Below are 20,694 nucleotides of genomic sequence, written 5' to 3' on the forward strand. Positions count from 1 at the left end.
AACGGTAACGTTCGGCGGTAATCAATCATGAATTCGATACGGCTGACGTTTCTGGTGGTCGCTTTTTGCTCCGGTATTGCCGGCGCACTGCAAATACCGACGCTGAGCCTGTTTCTTACCACTGAAGTGCAGGTCACGTCGTTATGGGTCGGGCTTTTTTACGCGGTTAACGCCGGTACGGGCATTGTTGTCAGTTTCTTGCTGGCAAAAAAATCAGATCGCCGGCGTGATCGGCGCAATCTGATTTTAATCTGCTATTTATTGGCGGCGGGCAACTGCCTGCTGTTTGCGTTTAACCGCAATTATTTGACGTTAATTACGGCGGGCGTGTTGTTAACTGCCATCGCCAATACGGCGATACCGCAATTATTTGCCCTTGCGCGTGAGTATGGAGAGAAAACGTCGCATAACGTGGCGATGTTCAGCGCAATGATGCGCGCCCAGCTTTCGCTTGCCTGGGTCTTTGGTCCGCCATTGGCTTTTATGCTGGTGGTGAATTACGGCTTTACGGCCATGTTTATGTTTGCCGCTGGGATATTCCTGTTGGTCACGTTGCTGGCCTGGCGGATATTGCCCGGGGTGGTGCGAGCCGAAGAGAGCAGCGTCGGTATTGATTCGCCGTTGCGGCAAAAAGGGGCCCTCGATAAAGACGTTGGCCTGCTGTTTTGCGCCTCGGTATTGATGTGGACCTGCAGCGCCATGTATTTGATCGACGTGCCGCTGTATATCACAGCCGAGCTGGGGCTGCCGCATAGCCTGACCGGTTGGATCATGGGGGTTGCCGCCGCAGTCGAGATCCCGATCATGATTCTGGCCGGGCGTTATGTGAACACAATAGGCAAACGCCCGATGATGGCGGGAGCCATGGTGGCCGGCATCGTGTTTTACGCCGGCATGTTGTGGTTTACCTCGGCCGGCGGGTTGCTGGCTTTACAGGTGTTTAACGCGATATTTATCGGCATTATCGCTACCGTCGGCATGCTGTATTTTCAGGATCTGATGCCGGATCGGGCGGGAATGGCCACCACGTTGTTTACCAACAGTATTTCAACCGGCGTGATCCTGGCCGGAATATTACAAGGGTTTCTGACCGAATATGGGCCGCATTTATCCGTTTATTTGTTAGCCGTAGTACTGCTTTTAATTGCTTTGCCCGTGGGGGGGAAAGTCCGGGAAGTTTAGTGGTTTCTGAGTGAGTCGTTTATTTTTAAACACAAACAAGGATACATGATGGCTATATTAGTGACGGGCGGTGCCGGTTATATCGGTTCGCATACGGTATTGGCATTGTTGGAAAGGGGAGAGGACGTTGTCGTGTTGGACAATTTGTCCAACAGTTCACCGGAATCGCTGTTTCGGGTGGAGAGGCTGACCGGTAAAAAAGTGATTTTCTATCAAGGGGATATTCAAGAACATCATTTACTGGATCACCTCTTTCGCCAGCATGATATTCATGCGGTTATTCATCTCGCCGGGTTGAAGTCGGTTCGAGAATCTACCGAAGAGCCGCTGAAATATTATCAAAATAACATTTCCGGCTCGCTGATCGTGCTGGACAGAATGCGCCATGCCGGTGTTCGGAAATTTATTTTCAGCTCTTCCGCCACCGTTTACGGGCCGGCGGAATATACCCCGCTGACGGAGAGTTGCCGCGTCGGGCAGACGACGAATCCTTATGGCACCTCCAAGTTTATTGTGGAGCAGATTTTGGCGGAGTTTGCCAGAACCGCACCGCAGATGGCGATCACCGCGCTACGTTATTTTAACCCGGCCGGGGCGCACGAGTCTGGTTTGATCGGTGAAGATCCCGCAGGCATTCCCAATAATCTTCTGGCTTATCTGGCACAGGTGGCTATTGGCAAACTTGCGGTGTTGCCGGTGTATGGCAACGACTATCCCACCAGCGATGGCACCGGGGTGTGTGATTATATTCACGTTATGGATCTGGCCGAAGGGCATTTGAAAGCGCTGGATAATCTGCGGCCGGGTTTTAACGTGTATAACCTGGGCACCGGCAAAGGCTATTCGGTGCTGGAGATTATCCAGGCATTTGAACGCGCCTGCGGATTTAAAATCGCCTATCAAATTAATCCGCGCCGTGCAGGAGATATTGCCGAGTGCTGGTCTGACCCGACGCTGGCGGCGGAAAAATTAGGCTGGAAAGCCAAAAGAAGCCTGGAAAAAATGGTTCGCGACGCCTGGCATTGGCAGAGCAAAAATCCACAGGGATACGGCCATTGCACACCGCTGGTGGGAGGCTGACGATGAAGCTTGATGACGAGCATTTGAGATTCATGCAGCATGACCTGTTTCGTGCCGACTATGAGGCCTGGATTAATAACCTGAAGTTAGCGTTCGTGAAATTTCAGCGCCAGCGTTCCCCGGCGTTGCTGGAACAGTACCAGCGAGGGGTCAGCCAACTGCGGGCGTGGCTGGCTGAGCAAGGGCATTTATTCGATGCCGCGCAGTGCTCCTCGTTATTCTGCGTTCCTACTCATCCGTTGGCCGCGCCGGAAAAATTGCTGCACCGCATTTGGCTGGGCGGTGCGATTCCCGACGATGCCAGAGAGGTTATCTCCCAATGGGGAGATGCGCAGCAGGCTGTTCGCAGCACAACCGCCGACGAATGGGTCGGGATGTTGTGGGTATGGGATGCGCGGCAACTCAAAAACGAGGCGTACTTTTCCCCAGCTTCGGAAGTGAAAGGCGGTCTGCTGGGGGAGTTCGATGCCGGCAACCACCGGTTGCAGGTGCATTCGCTGAGCGAGTTGGCGCAAAAAAGGGTCGGCGGTAACCTGGATTTTATCCACGCGCTCCATGATAAGCGCTATTACGCCACGCTTTCTGACTACTTTCGCTTTTTGATCCTGATTGAAATGGGCGGAATGTATATGGATATCGACACTCTTCCGCACCGTTCGGCGACGTTTTTCCTGCTGAAACCCGAAGTGCCGGATTACCTTCAGTTTCTGCCCAATGGCGAAGCCAGTCACGTCAGCGGGTTGAATTTGTTTCTGGATGAAACCGGCATGATCATTGGTCGCAGCGGTGATAGGTCGCTGTGCAAAATATTGGCGGGTCTGGATCAGATCTATGCGGCGCAAACCGGTGACGTGCCAGATAAAAGCCCCCTTTATGAAAGAAGGCTGTTCGATGCGTTTTATCTGTTGTGGTGCCGCCACATCGGCAGGACTGTCCTCAGCCACGATAGTTTTTGCAAGGATCATGGGGTTCATTATGACGCTGTTCCACAGGCGGTGACCTGTGGTATCCGCGGCATGCGCCTGTTGGAGGATGTGCTCACCAATGAGACGTTGCCGCTCGGGGAGGAGGAACTGCGCAGCTATCGGCAGTGCATAAGCCGGCTGGAGCTGGTGGATTGGCAGCTTGAGCAACCGACGGATCTGGCACGCTATGCGGAAATATTTACCGTCGATGAAGTGCCGCGCATGGCCTACCCGGCGCAGATAAGGTCTGATATCGATCACTATCATTACTATTCGGTGCTGTCCCATGACCGCGCACTGGATCGGGTGAACCAGCTTTTTGGCGAGTATTTGATAGCGGATAACCGGCGGCAGATCGACGAAGGCAATTACTGGCGGTTAACCGTCGGAACGGGCGATGCGGCATTGCCGCTAGCGCAGGGTGGGTTACATTTTCTGCCGGGGCGGCAAGTTGGCGAAGCGGACAGGATCCGCATGGCGAAACTGCTTTTTGCCACCAGCTACCTGGAATACTGCTCTGCCGGCAACCCGGCCGGGATGGATCTGGTGTCGCTGCAGCAGGCGCAAAATATCGACCCCTATCTGGACCTGATTACCCTGGCTTACGATCGGTGCGGGGCATTTATCGGTTTTTTCACTGCGGCGAGTCTCGACGAGTTATATGGCGTTAAGGCGAGCTATCTATATCGCGATGAAATGAAGCCGCTTGATGAGGCCTACGACGATTTTGTTCACAGCCAGTGCGGTGCGGACGATTACTTTGTTTGTAGCCTGGCCATCGAGAGCCGATTCCGCGGACAGGGCTATTTTAACCCAATGTTTGCCCTGATTAAGCAGCAGGCGCAGCAGCGCCGGGCGACACATATCGTGCTGTGCGTCTGGCAACGCAGCGATGCCTGCCAAATCTACCTGAACCAAGGGTTCCGCGTTCGCGGCGTTTTCGACTATGCCTGGCCGATTTTCTTCGATCGGCTGCTGTTTCTTGAATATGCATTGTGACGAGTTTACCCATCCGCGTGTCGGCGGGTGAGTTGACGGTGACGTGAGCGTAAGTGGGAAGTGAGAGAAGTACCGTGGAGAAGTGCCGCTGCAATTGTTGTCTTTCAGATGTGATTTTCCCCGGGCCTGTCCGGGGATTTTTTTATCCCTCATCTGGAGGCATAAAAAAACCGCCGTTAAGGCGGTTCTCAATGCCGGTTGAGGGCATTATTTTTTGTCGTGCAGGGTGTCGTTTTCGCGGCAATCACCGATTTCACAGTGACCATACAGGTAGAGGCTGTGGTTGGTGAGCTTGATGCCATGCTGCTTGGCGATATCACGCTGACGCACTTCGATAGACTCATCGCTGAATTCGATCACTTTGCCGCAGTCCAGGCAAATCAGGTGATCGTGGTGATGCTGTTGGGTCAATTCGAACACGGACTTGCCGCCTTCGAAGTTGTGACGGGTCACAATCCCGGCATCATCAAACTGGTTCAGTACGCGGTAAACCGTCGCCAGGCCAATTTCTTCGCCCATGTCGATCAGTTTTTTGTACAAATCTTCCGCACTGACGTGATGGCATTCCGGATTTTGCAGTACTTCCAGGATTTTGAGTCGCGGAAGCGTGACTTTTAGGCCGGCCTTCTTCAATGCGGTGTTGTTGTCAGTCATGCGGATTCAGTCCTGTTACTATGCTAATCAAGTTGAGGCATTCTTGCCTGTGGCATCGGTCGGCACAAAGAGTTAATTGCGTGTCATTATAGAACCGGTTGCCCTAAATGGAAACCGCCGGTTGTTAACAAAGATATCATGGCACAATTGCATGTTACACACGCAACGTCTTGATGGATGGGATAAACCGATATCTCAGTCTACCTTGACGATGTGGGAAGTTACAAACATGTAGCTTCTATTGCAGAAATCCGTGCTGCCGATGAACGGCCCTGCTGGCAACACTATGCACTTTGCAGGGCTTTTGTTCAACCTTTGAGGGTTAGCCGACGATATCGGCCAGGCTCAGTTCTTCGCTGATCTGCTTCACCCAGGCCGCGACGCGATCGTTGGTCAATTCCGGTTGACGATCTTCGTCAATCGCCAGGCCGATGAAGAAATTGTCATCCGCCAAACCTTTCGATGCTTCGAAATGGTAACCCTTGGTCGGCCAGTGGCCGACAATCGCGGCGCCGCGTGGCTCAATGATGTCGCGGATGGTGCCCATCGCATCACAGAAATATTCCGCATAGTCTTCCTGGTCGCCACAGCCGAACAGCGCAACCAGCTTGCCGTTGAAATCGATTTCTTCCAGCGTCGGGAAGAAGTCATCCCAATCGCACTGGGCTTCGCCGTAGTACCAGGTAGGAATACCCAACAGCAGGATGTCGAAAGCTTCCAGATCCTCTTTGCTGCTTTTGGCGATGTCGCGGATTTCCGACACCTCTTTGCCAAACTGCTGCTGAAGAATTTTCTGGATCATCTTGGCAATGTTTTCGGTATTGCCAGTGTCGCTGCCAAAGAAAATGCCTACATTAGCCATATCGCGTATAACCTTTAAATTCAATTAATTGCATTGCACGATGTTAGCGTTGAACGCGATAACACCGATTAAAATGATGACATGGCAAGAATCTGCCTCTTACCGGTAAGTGCGTATCATGCCAGAGATTTACCCCGGGGTTTTATCGCGTTTATGCGATGCCGGGAGGAATAAAACGGTGTTGATCGGTGTCATCCATAACACCGCGCCGCATGTGCGGCTGCAAAGATCAATGTTCCGGCTGTTCATCCGCCAGTTGTGCCAGCAGCATTTGCTCAATAAGCTCGCTGCGGCTGATATTACGCTGTTCCGCCAGTTTGTTCAGGGCGTCCACCGCATCCGCGTTGATTTTCAGTTCCACACGCCGTAAGCCACGGACTTTATCGCGTCGAAGCTGATTACGCTTATTGATTCTAAGCTGTTCATCTCGGGATAGCGGGTTGGTTTTCGGGCGCCCCGGACGGCGTTCATCTGCGAACAGATCCAGCGTCGTGCGATCCGTTTGTTCTTTTGCCATAGGTAGCGGTACTGCAAGGGAGTTTGCATCAAAAAGCGTATACGCTTCCGGACGGTTCGGTTAACACACTTCGGGCCAATAAACCCTAACCCAAATTTACCCCCAGCCTGACGTTACTGAACACGCTGAGCAGGGCGGCAAAATTATAGCGCGCCATATTACCCCAGCAGATAGAGCAACGACAATGTTTAACTGAGCCGAAAACGCGCTAAGCCGTTATCTTTAGCGCGTTTTTTCGCCAGAAGGGGGTTTTTATTCAGGCTTCGTCGAGAAAACGGTGGATGGCGCGCAGTACCGCCTCCGGTTTTTCCGCGTGAACCCAGTGGCCAGTGCCGGCAACCACATGCGCTCGCGCCTGCGGGAACTGACGCGCGATATCTTCGCGGTAGCTGTCCTGCACATAGGGCGACAGGCCGCCGCGGATAAACAGCGTCGGGTGCGGCCATGCGGGGACGTCCTGCCAGCCGGTGACGTTTTCGTATTGGTCGATCAGTGCCGGCAGATTAAAGCGCCACTCGCCCTGATGAAAAGACTTCAACAGGAACTGGATCACGCCTTCTTCTTGCAGGTAGCTGCGCATCAACTCCGCGGCCTGCTGGCGTTGGGTGATACAGGCCGCACTCACCGCTTTTAAGGCGGCGAAAATCTCGTCATGGCGACGCGTGCGGTAATCCACCGGCGCCACATCGATAACAATGAGCTTTTCAACCCGTTCTGGGGCGATCGCCGTCAGCGCCATTGCCGCTTTGCCGCCCATGGAGTGGCCGATCACAATCGCCTTCTCCAACTGCAACTCATCGAGCAGCGCCAGCAGGTCCTGCGCCATTTCCGGATAGGTCATTACCGCAGAACGCGGCGAAAGGCCGTGGTTACGCAGATCGACTTTAATCACGCTGTGCTGTTGATTCAGATCGCGCGCCAGCACGCCAAGATTGTCCAGATTGCCGAACAGCCCGTGGATCAGCACTACCGGCAGGGCGGCGGAGTCGGTGGCCAGCAGTTGATAATGTAATTTCATGGCGAAGTTCATACTGAGAGAGATTCAGATTAGGGTATCATGATTAAAACACACGACGAATATACCCGTCGCCTTTCAGGCAGCAGCGTGGTTAGCGGAAACTTGAAATCCATAGGGTATAACACGGATTTTTCTCGTTTCGGGCTTGGCAGCGCCGGCTATAGGTATTAGTCTGCTTTTTCCGCCCGCAGGCACATAGTTGTGTTCGCCCTTGCGCTTTTAACCTTATAATCCCATGGCTTGAATGCAGGATCTGGCTTCAGGTTCTAAGTAGAAAAAAACAGTACTGGATAAAGATGAAAACTATTGAAGTCGACGAAGAGCTTTACCGTTATATTGCCAGCCACACGCAACATATTGGTGAGAGCGCGTCCGATATTTTGCGCCGTATGTTGAAATTTACCGCAGGCCAGCCATTGCGTGCCGTGCCTGCCGCCAGTGCTCAGAGCGCCGAGCAGGAAAAAGTCGCCGCCGCGCAGCGTCCTCGCGATCGTGTGCGCGCAGTACGCGAGCTGCTGCTGTCGGACGAATATGCCGAGCAGAGCAGAGCTGTGAATCGTTTCATGCTGGTTCTTTCGACCCTGTATACCCTCGATGCGGCGGGCTTTGCCGCAGCTACCGATGCATTGCATGGCCGTACCCGCACCTATTTTGCCGGCGATCAACAAACCCTGCTGGCGAACGGAACGCATACCAAGCCAAAGCACGTTCCGGGTACGCCTTACTGGGTGATCACCAATACCAACACCGGTCGTAAACGCAGCATGGTTGAACACATCATGCAGGCTATGCAGTTCCCTGCGGAACTGACAGATAAAGTTTGCGGCACTATCTAATTTAGCGAACAGCCCGTCATGGTGGCCGTGAGCGACATATTGCCCGGTTGCCGGACAGGGATTAGGGAGATATGTCGATGGCGAATAACCCACGTGCCGGGCAGCCGGCTCAGCAAAGCGATTTGATCAACGTGGCCCAGCTGACGTCGCAGTACTATGTACTGCAGCCGGAAGCGGGCAACGCCGCACATGCGGTGAAGTTCGGTACTTCAGGGCATCGCGGCAGCGCTCTGCGCCACAGCTTCAATGAAGCCCATATCCTCGCTATCGCCCAGGCGATTGCCGAAGTGCGTCGCCAGCAAGGGGTTACCGGCCCTTGCTACGTCGGTAAAGACACCCACGCGCTGTCGGAGCCGGCCTTTATTTCTGTGCTGGAAGTCCTGACCGCCAACGGCGTAGATGTGATCGTGCAGGAAAATAACGGCTTTACGCCAACTCCTGCGGTATCCCATGCCATTTTGTGCCACAACCGCAACGGCGGGGCGCAGGCCGACGGCATCGTCATTACCCCTTCGCACAACCCGCCTGAAGACGGCGGCATCAAGTATAACCCGACCAACGGCGGCCCGGCCGACACCAACCTGACCTCGGTGATTGAAAAGCGCGCCAACGAACTGCTGGCGCAACAGCTGAAAGGCGTTCAGCGCCAGTCGCTGGACAAAGCCTGGAACAGCGGTCATCTGCACGCGCAGGATTTGGTACAACCTTATGTGGAAGGGCTGGTAGACGTGGTTGACATGCCCGCCATTCAGGGTGCCGGTCTGAAGCTGGGCGTTGATCCGCTGGGCGGCTCCGGCATTGCTTACTGGCAGCGCATTGCCGAGCACTACAAGCTGGATCTGACGCTGGTCAACGACTCTATCGATCAGACCTTCCGCTTTATGCACCTGGACCACGACGGCATTATCCGCATGGACTGCTCGTCGGAATCTGCGATGGCCGGCTTGCTGGCGTTGCGCGACAAGTTCGATTTGGCGTTCGCCAATGACCCGGACTACGATCGCCACGGCATCGTGACGCCTAAAGGCCTGATGAACCCGAACCACTATCTGGCCGTTGCCATCAACTACCTGTTCCAGCATCGCCCGCAGTGGGGCGCGGATGTGGCCGTGGGTAAAACGCTGGTTTCCAGCGCGATGATTGACCGCGTAGTGGCCGATCTGGGCCGTAAACTGGTGGAAGTGCCGGTAGGTTTCAAATGGTTTGTTGACGGTCTGTTCGACGGCAGCTTCGGCTTTGGCGGCGAAGAGAGCGCCGGGGCTTCGTTCCTGCGTTTCAATGGCACCCCGTGGTCGACCGACAAAGACGGCATCATCATGTGCCTGCTGGCGGCGGAAATCACCGCAGTGACTGGCGAAAACCCGCAGAATCATTACGAGGACCTGGCCAAGCGTTTCGGCGCACCGAGCTATAACCGCATTCAGGCACCGGCTACCCATGCGCAGAAAGCTGCATTGGCCAAGCTGTCGCCGGAAATGGTCAAGGCCAACACGTTAGCGGGTGACCCGATCACCGCTCGTCTGACGGCGGCTCCGGGCAACGGTGCCTCCATCGGCGGCCTGAAAGTGATGACCGACAACGGCTGGTTTGCAGCGCGTCCTTCAGGTACCGAAGAAGCCTACAAAATCTACTGTGAAAGCTTCCTGGGTGCCGAGCACCGCGAAAAGATCGAGCATGAAGCGGTAGAGATCGTCAGCGAAGTGCTGGCTTCCGCCAAATAATCTCTTTTCTGCCTGATAAAAAGCGCTGTTTTTACAGCGCTTTTTTTATGTCTGCAATTTAGATATATCTATTTACAAAGATCCTTTGCGCATTTCGATATATCGATCTAGATTAGATATATCGAAGTGAGTTAGATATATCTAAATCACCTCGTCAACTGACTATTCATTGAGAGGTAAAACCCTATGTTCCATCGATTAGGTTTACACCGCCGGCACGGTTGCCACCATGACGGCGAAGAAGGGCACGAACATCGTCGTCGTGGCGGGCGCCACCATTTTGGCGGCGAGCATGGCGAAGAACACGGACGCGGTGGGCGCGGCGGCCGTGGTGGGCGTCACCGCATGTTTGAACATGGCGATTTGCGGTTGGTGCTGCTGGCGCTGGTGGCACGCAAGCCGAGCCACGGCTATGAGCTGATCAAGGCGATCGACGAGGCTTCCTCCGGTTTGTACGTGCCAAGTCCAGGCGTTATTTATCCGACCCTGACGCTGTTGGAAGAGCAGGACTTCCTCGAACCGATAACTACCGGTAACGGCCGCAAAAGCTACCAAATCACCGCGCTGGGCCAGAGTGAACTGCAAAAGCATCAGGCCGCCGTCGATCTTATTCTTGCCCGTTTGGCCGGGGCCGGCCGCAGTCATCATCATTACGGTAACCTGGCGGAAGGTATCTCAGAAGCCATGAACCGCCTGCGCAGTTTGCTGCGCGGCAACGTAATGCGCGCCGATCTCTCGCCGCAGCAGGTTGAACGTATCAATCAGGCGTTGCTCACTGCAGTAACGGCGATCGAAAGTGAAATGAACATTAACACGACAACGCAGGAGAACGACTGATGCCAGGCCACCGTTTCCGTATCACCGTTGAAGCCCTTAACGATCGCAAAGGCGATCCGGTCGATAAAGCGCCGTTGAGTTTTGAAGTGGAAAATCACGACGATATTCTCGGCATCGTCGAGCGAATCAAATCGCGTGAAGATCTGAATTTTGGCGAAGATAAAAGTGCGGCCTTCGCCGTCGGCCTAAAGCTGTTTTCGGAGGTGATGATCGAGAACCGCAAGCATCCGGTGTTCGCACCGCTGCGCGAGGCGTTCAAGGAGTTTATGGTGGGGTTGAAGAAGGGCCCACAACAGTAGGGTGCCGCATGCGGCACCCGTCAACCTTAAGGCATAAACCGGTACCCGACGCCGGTCTCGGTCAGCAGGTGTTTCGGCCGTGCCGGGTCTGCCTCCAGCTTCTGCCGCAGGTGCCCCATATAAATGCGCAGATAGTGGCTGTGTTCGACGTAGTTCGGCCCCCAGACGTGGCTCAGTAACTGACGTTGGGTGATCACTTTGCCGGAGTTGGCCAGCAATTCGGCCAGTAGTCGAAACTCTATTGGTGTCAGGTGCAGATCTTCGCCATTGCGTAGCACCCGGCGGTTGATCAGATCAACGGTGATTTCGGAAAAACTGACCAGCGGGCTTTCTTGTTGGCTGCCGGAGTGGCGGCGCAAGGCAACCCGCACCCGTGCCAGCAATTCGCCGATGCCAAAGGGCTTGCTGAGATAGTCGTCCGCCCCGGCGTCCAGTGCGGCGACCTTGTCTTCTTCGGCATTGCGCGCCGAGAGGACGATCACCGGAATGGCGCTCCACTGCCGCAGATCGCGGATATAGCTCAACCCGTCGCCGTCCGGCAACCCTAAATCGAGAATAATCAGATCCGGTTTACGCGTGCCGGCTTCAATCAGTCCGCGCTGTAGCGTCTCGCTTTCAAACACCCGCAGACCTTCGCTTTCCAATGCGATGCGCACGAAACGCCGGATCTCTTTTTCATCTTCGACAATCAGAATGTTGGTTGGCGTGCTGCTCACAGTGCTCCCTGGGGTTGATTACAGATCAAAGGATTCGCCGTCAATTTCGGGCGGTTTCTCCAGCGGAAGAACAAAACGGAAACTGGCACCGCCGTTGGCGCCGTTTTCCGCCCAGATGCGGCCGCCGTGCACTTCAATAATGGCACGGCAAATCGCTAACCCCAACCCCACGCCGGGGATTGCCGACTCTTTATTGCCGCGGGCGAATTTATCGAAAATCAGCTGTTTTTTCCCTTCGGGAATGCCGGGGCCATTGTCCCAGACTTCGACTTCCAGCCACTCCGGCAGAGTATGGGCGCGAATGCCGATAATAGCATCGATGCCGGCGTATTTATTGGCGTTTTCCAACAGGTTAGTGAAGACGCGTTCCAGCAGGCTGCCGTCGCAATTGACCAGCACCAGCTCAGGCGGCAACTCGACCTTGATCTGGTGTTGGGTCAGCAGCGGCTCCAGCATATGCAGCGATGCGCCGACGATCTCTTCCAGCGATTGCCACTCTTTACGCAGGTTAAAGCCGCCGGACTGAATGCGCGCCATATCCAGCAGGTTATTCACCAGCCGGGTAGTGCTCAGTACCTGCTGGCGGATCTGGCTGGCCTGCGGTGCGTGACTGGAGCCTTCGGCCGCCAGATCGAGCGTCAAAATTTCCGCCTGGCCGAACAGCACCGTCAGCGGGGTGCGCAAATCGTGGGACAGCGCCGCCAGCAGAGAGTTGCGCAGCTGTTCACGCTCGGCGTCCAGCTTGGCTTCTTCGGCGCTGCGCGCCAGGTGCAGTCGCTCCAGCGCGCTGGCGATCAGCACCGCAAAGGTCTGCAGCAGCCGCTGTTGCTCCGGTACCATCAACTGGCGCAGGTTACCGGGTTCGATAGCCAACAGGCCGAAGGTCTGCTTCGAGGCGGTTAACGGCAGCAGTTGATAAGGCACGCCAGGCAGTGTATCGGTGCCGGCGCCGGCCGGCATCCCCTTGTCAAAGCTCCAGCGGGCAATGGCTTCATCCACCGACAACAAGCCACCGGCCTCGCCGACCATCTGGTGCAGCTTGCCGTCCTCTTGTGGCAACAGCAGCACGGTTTTTGCCTGGAAGCTGCTGGAGAGGAAATGGCGGCTGGTTTTGGCGATATCTTCGGGGGTCAGCGCCTGGCTCAGGCCGCGTGAAATCTCATACAGGTGGCGGGCCCGCTGTTCGCGGTAGCGGGCGACGCGAGCCTGATAGCGTACCCCGGCGGTCAGGTTGCCGATGGTGATGCCGACGATCAACATGACGCCGAAGGTCAGCAGATACTGCATATCGCTGACGGCAAACGACCATTCGGGCTGGACGAAAAACAGATCAAAACTGGCGACGTTGATTACCGCGGCCAGCACCGACGGCCAGCGGCCGAAGAACAGCGCGACGATCGCCACGCCGAGCAGATACACCATCACCAGGTTAGCCTGGTCAAAACCCGGCAGCAGCCACTGGGAGAGCAGGGTGATCAGGGCGCACAGCGCCACGGCGACGGCGCAGCCGCGCAATTGCATGCGCCATTTCTCGGAAAAATTACGACCGTCATGCTCTTTACCGGGCTGCGCGAAGCTGTCGTTTTCCAGTGCGACGATCACCAAATCGAGATCCGGCCCCAAGCGGCCAAGACGATCGGCAAAGCTGCCGCGCAGTTTCCAACGCTGCTCGCCACGCCGGCCGATAATGATTTTGCCCAGGTTATGCTCGCGGGCGTAGCGCAGCACCGCACGTTCTTCGGAAGGATCGGACAGGGTGGCGGTTTCGGCACCCAGCTCCTGTGCCAGACGCAATGCTCGCAGGATCGCCCTGCGTTGGTTTTCCGGCAGCCGGTGCAGCTTCGGCGTTTCCACATACACCGCATGCCAGTGGCAGCCCAGACGTGCCGCCAGCCGGGCGGCGATGCGCACCAGCTTTTCGTTGCCGCTGTTGTGGCCGACGCACAGCAAAATGCTGTCGCGGGTATGCCACACTTTTTCTCGGCCCTGGGTATCGCGAAAGGCGCGCATTTGATCATCGACCCGATCGGCGGTGCGGCGCAGCGCCAGCTCGCGCAGGGCGATCAGGTTGCCTTTGCGGAAGAAGTGCTCGATGGCGCGTTCGGCCTGGCCGGGGATATACACCTTGCCTTCATTTAGCCGTTGGCGCAGATCGTCCGGCGGCAGATCGACCAGCACCACTTCGGTCGCTTCGTCGAAGACGTGATCGGGCACGGTCTCGCGTACCCGCACGCCGGTTACGCCGCCGACCACGTCGTTCAGGCTCTCCAGATGCTGCACGTTCACGGTGGTGAGCACGTCGATACCGGCGTCCAGCAACTCTTCTACATCCTGCCAGCGTTTCGGGTGACGCGAGCCTTGGGCATTGCTGTGCGCCAGTTCGTCCATCAGCACCAGCGCAGGATGGCGCGCCAGCGCGGCATCGAGATCAAACTCCTGTACCAGCCGGCCGCGATACTGGATGCGTTTTTTCGCCAGCACGTCCAGGCCGGTCAGCAGCGCAGCGGTTTCGGAGCGTCCGTGGGTTTCGACTACGCCGACCAGCACGTCCAGCCCCTGGCCGCGCAGGCGCTGTGCTTCTTGCAGCATGGCGTAAGTTTTGCCCACTCCGGCGCAGGCGCCGAAGAACACCTTCAGCCGGCCGCGAGGTTTTTCATTGGCTACCGCCAGCAGGCTGTCAGGATCGGGGCGCTGCTGTTCTTCTTCGACCATTACAATTCCTTGCGTAACAAAGCAAAAATGGGTTCGGCACGCCGAACCCTCTCACTATGCTGAATGCGGCGTATTACCGCAATGCGTCGAGCGCCAGGTTCAGTTTCAGCACGTTAACCACCGATTCGCCCATAAAGTTGGGGGTTGCCTGATCGGTGTTTTCGTTAATCAGCTTGGCAATCTGCTCCTGCGGCAGTTGGCGCGCTGCGGCAACCCTGGCCAGTTGATATTGCGCGGCAGCGATGGAAATCTGCGGATCCAGCCCACTGCCGGAGGCGGTCAGCAGATCGACCGGGATTGGGCCTTTCGCCGCCGGATTGGCCTGACGCAGCTGCGCCGCACGTTCGGCGATGGCTTTATCCAGTGCCGGGTTGGTGGCGGCCAGATTGCTGCCGGCGGACGCCATGGCATTATAGGCGGAATCACCGGTGGCTGAAGGGCGACCCCAGAAATACTCCGGTTTGGTAAAGTTTTGGCCGATCAGTGCCGACCCCACTACCTTGTCGCCCTGATACAACAGCGAGCCGTTGGCCGCGCCGGAAAACAGCAACTGCGACAGCCCGGTGGTCAGCAGCGGATAGGCAATGCCGGTAATCAACGTCAGCAGAATCAGCATCACCAGCGAAGGACGTAAATAAGACATGTTCATTTCCTCTTAATTCTTAGCCGGCGATATGCAAGGCGACCAGGACCAGATCGATCAGCTTGATGCCGACAAAGGGCACCAGTAGGCCACCTACACCGTACATCCACAGGTTGCGGCGCAGCAGCGCTGCGGCGCTCATGGGCTTATAGCTCACCCCTTTCAGCGCCAGCGGGATCAGGAACACGATCACCAGGGCGTTGAAAATGACCGCCGACATAATGGCGGAAGCGGGGGAGTGCAGGTGCATTACATTCAGAGCGTTCAACTGCGGATAGGTTGCCGCGAACGCCGCCGGGATAATGGCGAAATACTTCGCCACGTCGTTGGCGATACTGAAGGTAGTCAGCGAGCCGCGCGTCATCAGCATCTGTTTACCGATATGCACCACCTCAATCAGCTTGGTCGGGTTGGAGTCCAGATCGACCATGTTGCCCGCCTCTTTGGCGGCCTGGGTGCCCGAGTTCATCGCCACCGCCACGTCGGCCTGTGCCAGTGCCGGGGCATCGTTGGTGCCGTCGCCGGTCATCGCCACCAGCCGACCTTCCGCCTGGTACTGGCGGATCAGCGCCAGTTTGGCTTCCGGCGTGGCTTCCGACAGGAAGTCATCCACGCCGGCTTCGGCAGCGATCGCCGCAGCGGTCAAGGGGTTATCGCCGGTGATCATCACCGTTTTGATGCCCATTTTACGCAGCTCGGCGAAACGCTCTTTAATGCCGCCCTTGACGATATCTTTCAGCGCTACCACGCCCAACACCCGCGGCCCTTCGGCCACCACCAGCGGCGTACCGCCGGTGCGCGCTACGCTAGCCACCAGATCGTCCACCGCCTGCGGGAAGTGGCCCTGATTGGATTCCACATGGCGGCGAATGGCATCCACCGCCCCTTTGCGGATCATGCGGTCCTGCACGTTGACGCCGCTCATGCGCGTCTGGGCGGAGAAGGGCACGAAAGTGGCGTTCAGTGCCTGCAGGTCGCGTTCGCGCAGGTTAAAGCGCTGTTTGGCCAGCACCACAATGCTGCGGCCTTCCGGCGTTTCATCGGCCAGTGAGGACAACTGCGCCGCATCGGCCAGATCCTGTTCCTTCACGCCAGGTGCAGGCAGAAACTCGGAGGCCTGACGGTTACCCAGCGTGATGGTGCCGGTTTTGTCCAGCAGCAACACGTCAACGTCGCCGGCCGCTTCTACCGCACGGCCGCTGGTGGCGATCACGTTTGCACCCAGCATCCGGCTCATCCCCGCCACGCCGATGGCAGACAGCAGGCCACCGATAGTCGTTGGGATCAGGCAGACCAGCAGCGCCACCAGCACGGTGATGCTGACGACTGACCCGCCCTTGGCGGCATCCACGCTGTATTGCGAGAACGGGAACAGCGTAGCGGTCGCCAGCACGAACACGATGGTCAGCGCCACCAGCAGAATGGTCAGCGCCACCTCGTTCGGAGTTTTACGCCGCTTGGCACCTTCCACCATGGCGATCATCCGATCGAGGAAGGTTTCGCCGGGGTTGACGCTGCACTGCACCACCAGCCAGTCGGACAGCACGCGGGTGCCGCCGGTCACTGACGAGAAGTCGCCGCCGGATTCGCGGATCACCGGCGCAGACTCACCGGTAATGGCGCTTTCATCTACTGACGCGCCGCCTTCCAGCACCTCACCGTCACAAGGGATGGTATCGCCGGCTTCCACCAGCACCACGTCACCCTTGCGCAGGCTCTCGGCTGACACTTTCTCGGTGGCACCGTCACGGCGCGGCGCGGCCAATTTCTTCGCCCAACTGGTTTTCTTGGTGCCCCTCAGGCTTTCTGCCTGCGCTTTGCTGCGCCCCTCGGCCAGCGCTTCGGCAACGTTGGCGAACAGCACGGTGAACCACAGCCACAGGGCGATACTGCCGGTAAAGGCGGCGCTGCCATCGGTTTGTTTGACCAGGATCGCCAGCCAGATGACGGTAGTCAAAATGCTGCCGATATACACCACGAACATCACCGGGTTACGCCATTGGGTGCGCGGATCCAATTTTTTCACCGCATCGATCAGCGCGGTACGGACCAATGCCGGTTCAAACAGTGCGCGTTGTTTGCGAGTCATTTCTTTATTCTCTCTCTATGACGTCTGTTAGTTTGCCAACCAGAGCTGCAGGTGCTCGGCCACCGGTCCCAGCGCCAACGCTGGTACGAAGGTTAATGCGCCCACCAGCAGCACGGTGCCGATCAGCAAGCCGATAAACAGCGGCCCGTAGGTTGGCAGGGTGCCGTTGCCCGCAGGCTGACGTTTTTTCGCGCACAGCGAACCGGCAATGGCCAGCACCGGCAAGATGACCCCGAAGCGGCCGACGAACATGGCGCATGCCAGCAGCAGGTTGTAGAACGGCGTGTTGACGCTCAAGCCGGCAAAGGCGCTGCCGTTGTTGTTGGCGGCGGAAGACAAGGCATACAGCACTTCGCTGAAGCCATGTGCGCCTGGGTTAAGGATGCCGGCACGGCCTGCGTCGGTGGCGATGGCCAGCGCCGTGCCCAGCAACACCAGGGTCGGCGTGACCAGGATCGCCAGCGCGGTCATTTTCATGTCATAGACGTCGATCTTTTTGCCCAGGTACTCCGGCGTGCGGCCGATCATCAACCCGGCGATAAATACCGTAAGCAGCACGAACAGCAGCATGCCGTACAGGCCGGAGCCAACGCCGCCGAACACCACCTCGCCAATCTGCATCAGCCACATCGGCACCATGCCGCCCAACGCGGTGAAGGAGTCGTGCATCGCGTTGACCGCACCGCAGGAGGCTGCGGTTGTCACCACCGAGAACAGGCTGGTGGCGAGAATGCCAAAGCGAGACTCCTTACCTTCCATATTGATGTTGCTGTCGGCGCCCAGCGCGCTCAGATGCGGGTTACCGGCCAGTTCGGCGAACATCACCACGACCACCGCCACCACGAAGATCAGCGCCATCGCCCAGATCAGTGCGTGCCCCTGACGGTTCTCACCGGCAACCTGACCGAAGGCAAAGCACAGTGCGCACGGGATCAGGAAGATCGCCAGCATCTGTACAAAGTTGGTCAGGACGGTCGGGTTCTCGAACGGATGCGCAGAGTTGGCGCCAAAGAAGCCGCCGCCGTTGGTGCCGAGCATCTTGATCGCTTCCTGCGAGGCTACCGGCCCCATCGGCAGCGTCTGCTGCGCGCCTTCCAGCGTAGTGGTGTGCAGATAAGGCAGGAAGTTTTGCAGCGTGCCCTGGCTGACGAAGAACAGCGCGATCAGCAGCGAAATCGGCAGCAGTACGTATAGCGTCACGCGGAAAATGTCGATCCAGGCGTTACCTATGGTGGCGCTGGAACGGCGAGTGAAAGCACGGATCAGCGCAAAGGCCACTGCAATACCGGTGGCGGCGGACAAGAAGTTCTGCACGGCCAGCCCGGCCATCTGGCTGAGGTAACTGAGGGCGCTTTCGCCGCTGTAAGCCTGCCAGTTGGTATTGGTGACAAAGCTGACGGCGGTATTGAACGCCAGATCCCACGACAACCCAGGGAAACCCTGCGGGTTAAGCGGCAGCGAGCCCTGGCCCATCAGCAGTGCGAACAGCAGTACCAGGCCAAGCAGGTTGAACCACAGGATCGCCAGCGCGTATTGCCACCAGTTCATCTCGGCGGTGTCATTGCCACAGCAGCGCCAGACGGTGGCTTCCACCTGGCGCAGAGCGGGCAGCGGTTCGCCTTCGATCAGGCGTGCCAAAAAGCTGCCCAAAGGCCGGGCCAGCAGCAGAAGCACCAGCAGGAAGCTGGCAATCAGTAAAAAGGCTGAAGCTGCCATCAGAAATCCTCCGCGTTGAACAGGGCATAAACCAGGTAGCCCAACAGCAGCAGAACCAACAGCGCACCACCAATAACGCTGATACTCACAGGACACCTCCAGAGGTGTAGTTTTTGATACTGCGAGTGTAGGGAGGGCAATAAAAAGAAGATGAAAAAATAGCGCGAGCCGGTGTAAAAAAAGTATAAAAATGGCTGAAATTACAGCAAAAAATGGCTTTTTAACGGCGGTTTTGTGAGCGGGTGGCGCGTTTCAGCCTGTGTTCTGCCCTGCCTGGGGAAGCGGTAGGCGTAAACAGGCTATAAATAACCATAATATAACCAATGGTTAGTTAGTTATTAACCTGTATGTAACAAAATTACGGAATGGCGGATTTGTTTGCGATTTTCTGTGCAATTTAGTGGTCGGATGAGTAGTAAACTTTCATCAGTTGCGCTAAAATTTTGTTCAGTTACCAAATTGTCGCATTTACATTGTCTACGCCAGCGCTGTTCCGAGAAAATCAACGGCCGGGCGTTTTGAGGAGGTTCGCATGTCTATTTATCACGCTTATTCATTGCATCGGATTCTCCTGCGCCGCAGCGCAGTGATCCTGGCAGGGACTTTGGCTTTACCGGTTATGCTGTTCCGCAGCGACCGGGCACGTTTTTACAGCTATCTGCACCGCGTCTGGTCTAAAACCAGCGATAAGCCGGTCTGGTTGCAACAGGCAGAACTGGCGGCCTGCGATTTCTACTGATCGCCGCCAGTGTCTCCTGAAACCCTCGCCTCGCAGCGGGGGTTTTTTATGCGCGCAACCCGCTCATTGCGCAGCTAACGGTCGTTTCCCCGCGTGAATTCCTCTACACTTTTAGCATCGTCAAGGACTGTGGGAGCAAATCATGAGTGACAAAATTCCGGTCGGGATCAGCGCTTGCCTGTTGGGCGACGCGGTGCGCTTTGATGGCGGCCATAAACGCCTGGCCTTTGCGGTGGAGCAACTGGCGCCCTATGTGCGTTTTGAGTCGGTGTGCCCGGAAATGGCGATCGGCTTGCCTACCCCACGCCCGGCACTGCGGTTGAGCAAACAACAACATCCGTCACCGGCGATGCGCTACAGCAACGACGACAGCGTCGACGTGACCGACAAAATGCAGCAGTTCTCCGAGCAACGCGTCGCGGAGCTGGGGCATCTGTGCGGTTATATCGTCTGCGCCAAGTCCCCGAGCTGCGGTATGGAGCGGGTGCGGGTTTACAGCGAAAACGGAAAAGAGTCGCGCAAAAGCGGCGTTGGGCTATTCACTGCCGAACTGCTGCGCCAGATGCCTTGGCTGCCGGTAGAAGAAGACGGGCGACTGAATGATGCCACTCTGCGGGAAAACTTTGTCGAGCGGGTTTACGCGCTGTATGAACTGAATATGCTGTGGCGCAAGGGGCTGACCCGTGGTGGGCTGATTGCTTTCCACAGCCGTTATAAGCTTTCTCTGCTGGCGCATTCGCAGCCGGAATACCGCGAACTGGGCCGTTTTGTCGCCGGTATCGAAAAGTGGGCGTCACTGGAGGCGTTCGCCATTGAATACCGCAGCCGCCTGATGAGGCTACTGGCGCACAAGGCTACGCGCCGCAATCACACCAATGTGCTGATGCACGTGCAGGGTTATTTCCGCCGCCAGCTCAGTTCGGCTCAGCGGCAGGAGTTGGCGCAGCTGATTGACCGTTATCGCCAGGGAATGCAGCCGCTGTTGGCACCGATCACCCTGCTCAAACATTACATGGCCGAATATCCGGATCGCTATCTGGCCGATCAACGTTATTTCGAACCCTATCCTGAAGCGTTGCGCCTGCGTTACGGCCACTAACCGACGAGGA

General features: G+C 56.9%; 19 protein-coding genes. 9 read left to right on the plus strand and 10 right to left on the minus strand.

The genetic code is table 11. The features are described 5' to 3' along the window. Positions 1 to 27 precede the first annotated feature (27 nt). Genes JEM67_RS06860 through JEM67_RS06870 form a run of 3 tightly spaced genes read left to right on the plus strand, consistent with a single transcriptional unit; the run spans position 28 to position 4,226 of the window. Positions 28 to 1,182 (plus strand): MFS transporter, encoded by a 1,155-nt coding sequence (locus JEM67_RS06860; RefSeq protein WP_199635507.1) that lies wholly within the window; start codon positions 28 to 30, stop codon positions 1,180 to 1,182. A gap of 48 nt (positions 1,183 to 1,230) precedes the next feature. Further along, positions 1,231 to 2,262 (plus strand): UDP-glucose 4-epimerase GalE, encoded by a 1,032-nt coding sequence (galE, locus tag JEM67_RS06865; protein WP_199635574.1) that lies wholly within the window; start codon positions 1,231 to 1,233, stop codon positions 2,260 to 2,262. A gap of 2 nt (positions 2,263 to 2,264) precedes the next feature. Continuing rightward, positions 2,265 to 4,226 carry a glycosyltransferase gene (locus JEM67_RS06870; RefSeq protein ID WP_199635506.1) on the plus strand — a complete coding sequence of 654 codons (1,962 nt, stop codon included), beginning with the start codon at positions 2,265 to 2,267 and terminating at the stop codon, positions 4,224 to 4,226. A gap of 207 nt (positions 4,227 to 4,433) precedes the next feature. Here JEM67_RS06870 and fur read toward each other — a convergent pair whose 3' ends face one another. From fur to ybfF, 4 genes are all read right to left on the minus strand, one after another. Beyond that, positions 4,434 to 4,880: a ferric iron uptake transcriptional regulator gene (gene fur / locus JEM67_RS06875; RefSeq protein WP_013811900.1), complete on the minus strand. Its 447-nt coding sequence runs from the start codon at positions 4,878 to 4,880 to the stop codon at positions 4,434 to 4,436. Positions 4,881 to 5,202: 322 nt separating this feature from the next. Further along, entirely contained in the window at positions 5,203 to 5,742 is a 540-nt protein-coding gene (gene fldA, locus JEM67_RS06880; RefSeq protein ID WP_199635505.1) for a flavodoxin FldA, read from the minus strand. A gap of 229 nt (positions 5,743 to 5,971) precedes the next feature. Further along, complete coding sequence (gene ybfE, locus JEM67_RS06885) at positions 5,972 to 6,259, minus strand: LexA regulated protein (RefSeq protein ID WP_004949692.1); 288 nt, start codon at positions 6,257 to 6,259, stop codon at positions 5,972 to 5,974. 256 nt (positions 6,260 to 6,515) lie between these two features. Next, positions 6,516 to 7,289 carry an esterase gene (gene ybfF, locus JEM67_RS06890; protein ID WP_199635504.1) on the minus strand — a complete coding sequence of 258 codons (774 nt, stop codon included), beginning with the start codon at positions 7,287 to 7,289 and terminating at the stop codon, positions 6,516 to 6,518. A gap of 284 nt (positions 7,290 to 7,573) precedes the next feature. Between ybfF and seqA the strand changes: the two genes are divergently transcribed. The 4 genes from seqA (at position 7,574) to JEM67_RS06910 (ending at position 10,970) form a co-directional block, all read left to right on the plus strand. Continuing rightward, positions 7,574 to 8,113: a replication initiation negative regulator SeqA gene (seqA, locus tag JEM67_RS06895; protein WP_199635503.1), complete on the plus strand. Its 540-nt coding sequence runs from the start codon at positions 7,574 to 7,576 to the stop codon at positions 8,111 to 8,113. Positions 8,114 to 8,190: 77 nt separating this feature from the next. Next, positions 8,191 to 9,834, plus strand: coding sequence for a phosphoglucomutase (alpha-D-glucose-1,6-bisphosphate-dependent) (gene pgm, locus JEM67_RS06900; protein WP_199635502.1), 1,644 nt, complete (start codon positions 8,191 to 8,193; stop codon positions 9,832 to 9,834). 186 nt (positions 9,835 to 10,020) lie between these two features. After that, the gene (locus tag JEM67_RS06905) at positions 10,021 to 10,671 is read left to right on the plus strand and encodes a PadR family transcriptional regulator (RefSeq protein WP_199635501.1); all 651 of its coding nucleotides are present in this window, start codon (positions 10,021 to 10,023) and stop codon (positions 10,669 to 10,671) included. Continuing rightward, entirely contained in the window at positions 10,671 to 10,970 is a 300-nt protein-coding gene (locus JEM67_RS06910) for a DUF3861 domain-containing protein (protein ID WP_013811905.1), read from the plus strand. The genes JEM67_RS06905 and JEM67_RS06910 overlap by 1 nt, the downstream gene beginning before the upstream one ends. 26 nt (positions 10,971 to 10,996) lie before the next feature. Here JEM67_RS06910 and kdpE read toward each other — a convergent pair whose 3' ends face one another. The 6 genes from kdpE to JEM67_RS06940 form a co-directional block, all read right to left on the minus strand. Further along, positions 10,997 to 11,686: a two-component system response regulator KdpE gene (gene kdpE, locus JEM67_RS06915; RefSeq protein ID WP_199635500.1), complete on the minus strand. Its 690-nt coding sequence runs from the start codon at positions 11,684 to 11,686 to the stop codon at positions 10,997 to 10,999. An 18-nt stretch (positions 11,687 to 11,704) separates the two neighbouring features. Further along, the gene (kdpD, locus tag JEM67_RS06920) at positions 11,705 to 14,398 is read right to left on the minus strand and encodes a two-component system sensor histidine kinase KdpD (protein WP_013811906.1); all 2,694 of its coding nucleotides are present in this window, start codon (positions 14,396 to 14,398) and stop codon (positions 11,705 to 11,707) included. Positions 14,399 to 14,471: 73 nt separating this feature from the next. Continuing rightward, entirely contained in the window at positions 14,472 to 15,041 is a 570-nt protein-coding gene (gene kdpC / locus JEM67_RS06925) for a potassium-transporting ATPase subunit KdpC (protein ID WP_199635499.1), read from the minus strand. Positions 15,042 to 15,060: 19 nt separating this feature from the next. Next, the gene (gene kdpB / locus JEM67_RS06930; RefSeq protein WP_199635498.1) at positions 15,061 to 17,130 is read right to left on the minus strand and encodes a potassium-transporting ATPase subunit KdpB; all 2,070 of its coding nucleotides are present in this window, start codon (positions 17,128 to 17,130) and stop codon (positions 15,061 to 15,063) included. Positions 17,131 to 17,157: 27 nt separating this feature from the next. Beyond that, entirely contained in the window at positions 17,158 to 18,846 is a 1,689-nt protein-coding gene (gene kdpA, locus JEM67_RS06935; protein ID WP_199635497.1) for a potassium-transporting ATPase subunit KdpA, read from the minus strand. Then, the gene (locus tag JEM67_RS06940; RefSeq protein ID WP_004949718.1) at positions 18,846 to 18,935 is read right to left on the minus strand and encodes a K(+)-transporting ATPase subunit F; all 90 of its coding nucleotides are present in this window, start codon (positions 18,933 to 18,935) and stop codon (positions 18,846 to 18,848) included. The genes kdpA and JEM67_RS06940 overlap by 1 nt, the downstream gene beginning before the upstream one ends. Before the next feature lie 443 nt (positions 18,936 to 19,378). On the opposite strand from JEM67_RS06940, the gene JEM67_RS06945 reads away from it, so the two are divergent. Together JEM67_RS06945 and JEM67_RS06950 are read left to right on the plus strand one after the other, a co-directional pair. Further along, positions 19,379 to 19,585 carry a YbfA family protein gene (locus JEM67_RS06945; protein WP_199635496.1) on the plus strand — a complete coding sequence of 69 codons (207 nt, stop codon included), beginning with the start codon at positions 19,379 to 19,381 and terminating at the stop codon, positions 19,583 to 19,585. 142 nt (positions 19,586 to 19,727) lie between these two features. Further along, complete coding sequence (locus JEM67_RS06950; RefSeq protein WP_199635495.1) at positions 19,728 to 20,684, plus strand: YbgA family protein; 957 nt, start codon at positions 19,728 to 19,730, stop codon at positions 20,682 to 20,684. Positions 20,685 to 20,694: the final 10 nt, after the last annotated feature.

Origin of the sequence: Serratia sp. PAMC26656 (assembly GCF_016469055.2) — a bacterium.
Taxonomy (GTDB): Bacteria; Pseudomonadota; Gammaproteobacteria; order Enterobacterales; family Enterobacteriaceae; genus Serratia; species Serratia plymuthica.

Bases quoted from the DNA above. Each gene is read 5' to 3' on its own strand.
- fur (WP_013811900.1), bottom strand. From the start codon at position 4,880: ATGACTGACAACAACACCGCATTGAAGAAGGCCGGCCTAAAAGTCACG.
- JEM67_RS06905 (WP_199635501.1), top strand. From the start codon at position 10,021: ATGTTCCATCGATTAGGTTTACACCGCCGGCACGGTTGCCACCATGAC.
- fldA (WP_199635505.1), bottom strand. From the start codon at position 5,742: ATGGCTAATGTAGGCATTTTCTTTGGCAGCGACACTGGCAATACCGAA.
- kdpC (WP_199635499.1), bottom strand. From the start codon at position 15,041: ATGTCTTATTTACGTCCTTCGCTGGTGATGCTGATTCTGCTGACGTTG.
- JEM67_RS06950 (WP_199635495.1), top strand. From the start codon at position 19,728: ATGAGTGACAAAATTCCGGTCGGGATCAGCGCTTGCCTGTTGGGCGAC.
- ybfE (WP_004949692.1), bottom strand. From the start codon at position 6,259: ATGGCAAAAGAACAAACGGATCGCACGACGCTGGATCTGTTCGCAGAT.
- JEM67_RS06870 (WP_199635506.1), top strand. From the start codon at position 2,265: ATGAAGCTTGATGACGAGCATTTGAGATTCATGCAGCATGACCTGTTT.
- ybfF (WP_199635504.1), bottom strand. From the start codon at position 7,289: ATGAACTTCGCCATGAAATTACATTATCAACTGCTGGCCACCGACTCC.
- kdpA (WP_199635497.1), bottom strand. From the start codon at position 18,846: ATGGCAGCTTCAGCCTTTTTACTGATTGCCAGCTTCCTGCTGGTGCTT.
- kdpD (WP_013811906.1), bottom strand. From the start codon at position 14,398: ATGGTCGAAGAAGAACAGCAGCGCCCCGATCCTGACAGCCTGCTGGCG.
- JEM67_RS06945 (WP_199635496.1), top strand. From the start codon at position 19,379: ATGTCTATTTATCACGCTTATTCATTGCATCGGATTCTCCTGCGCCGC.
- seqA (WP_199635503.1), top strand. From the start codon at position 7,574: ATGAAAACTATTGAAGTCGACGAAGAGCTTTACCGTTATATTGCCAGC.
- kdpB (WP_199635498.1), bottom strand. From the start codon at position 17,130: ATGACTCGCAAACAACGCGCACTGTTTGAACCGGCATTGGTCCGTACC.
- galE (WP_199635574.1), top strand. From the start codon at position 1,231: ATGGCTATATTAGTGACGGGCGGTGCCGGTTATATCGGTTCGCATACG.
- JEM67_RS06860 (WP_199635507.1), top strand. From the start codon at position 28: ATGAATTCGATACGGCTGACGTTTCTGGTGGTCGCTTTTTGCTCCGGT.
- JEM67_RS06910 (WP_013811905.1), top strand. From the start codon at position 10,671: ATGCCAGGCCACCGTTTCCGTATCACCGTTGAAGCCCTTAACGATCGC.
- pgm (WP_199635502.1), top strand. From the start codon at position 8,191: ATGGCGAATAACCCACGTGCCGGGCAGCCGGCTCAGCAAAGCGATTTG.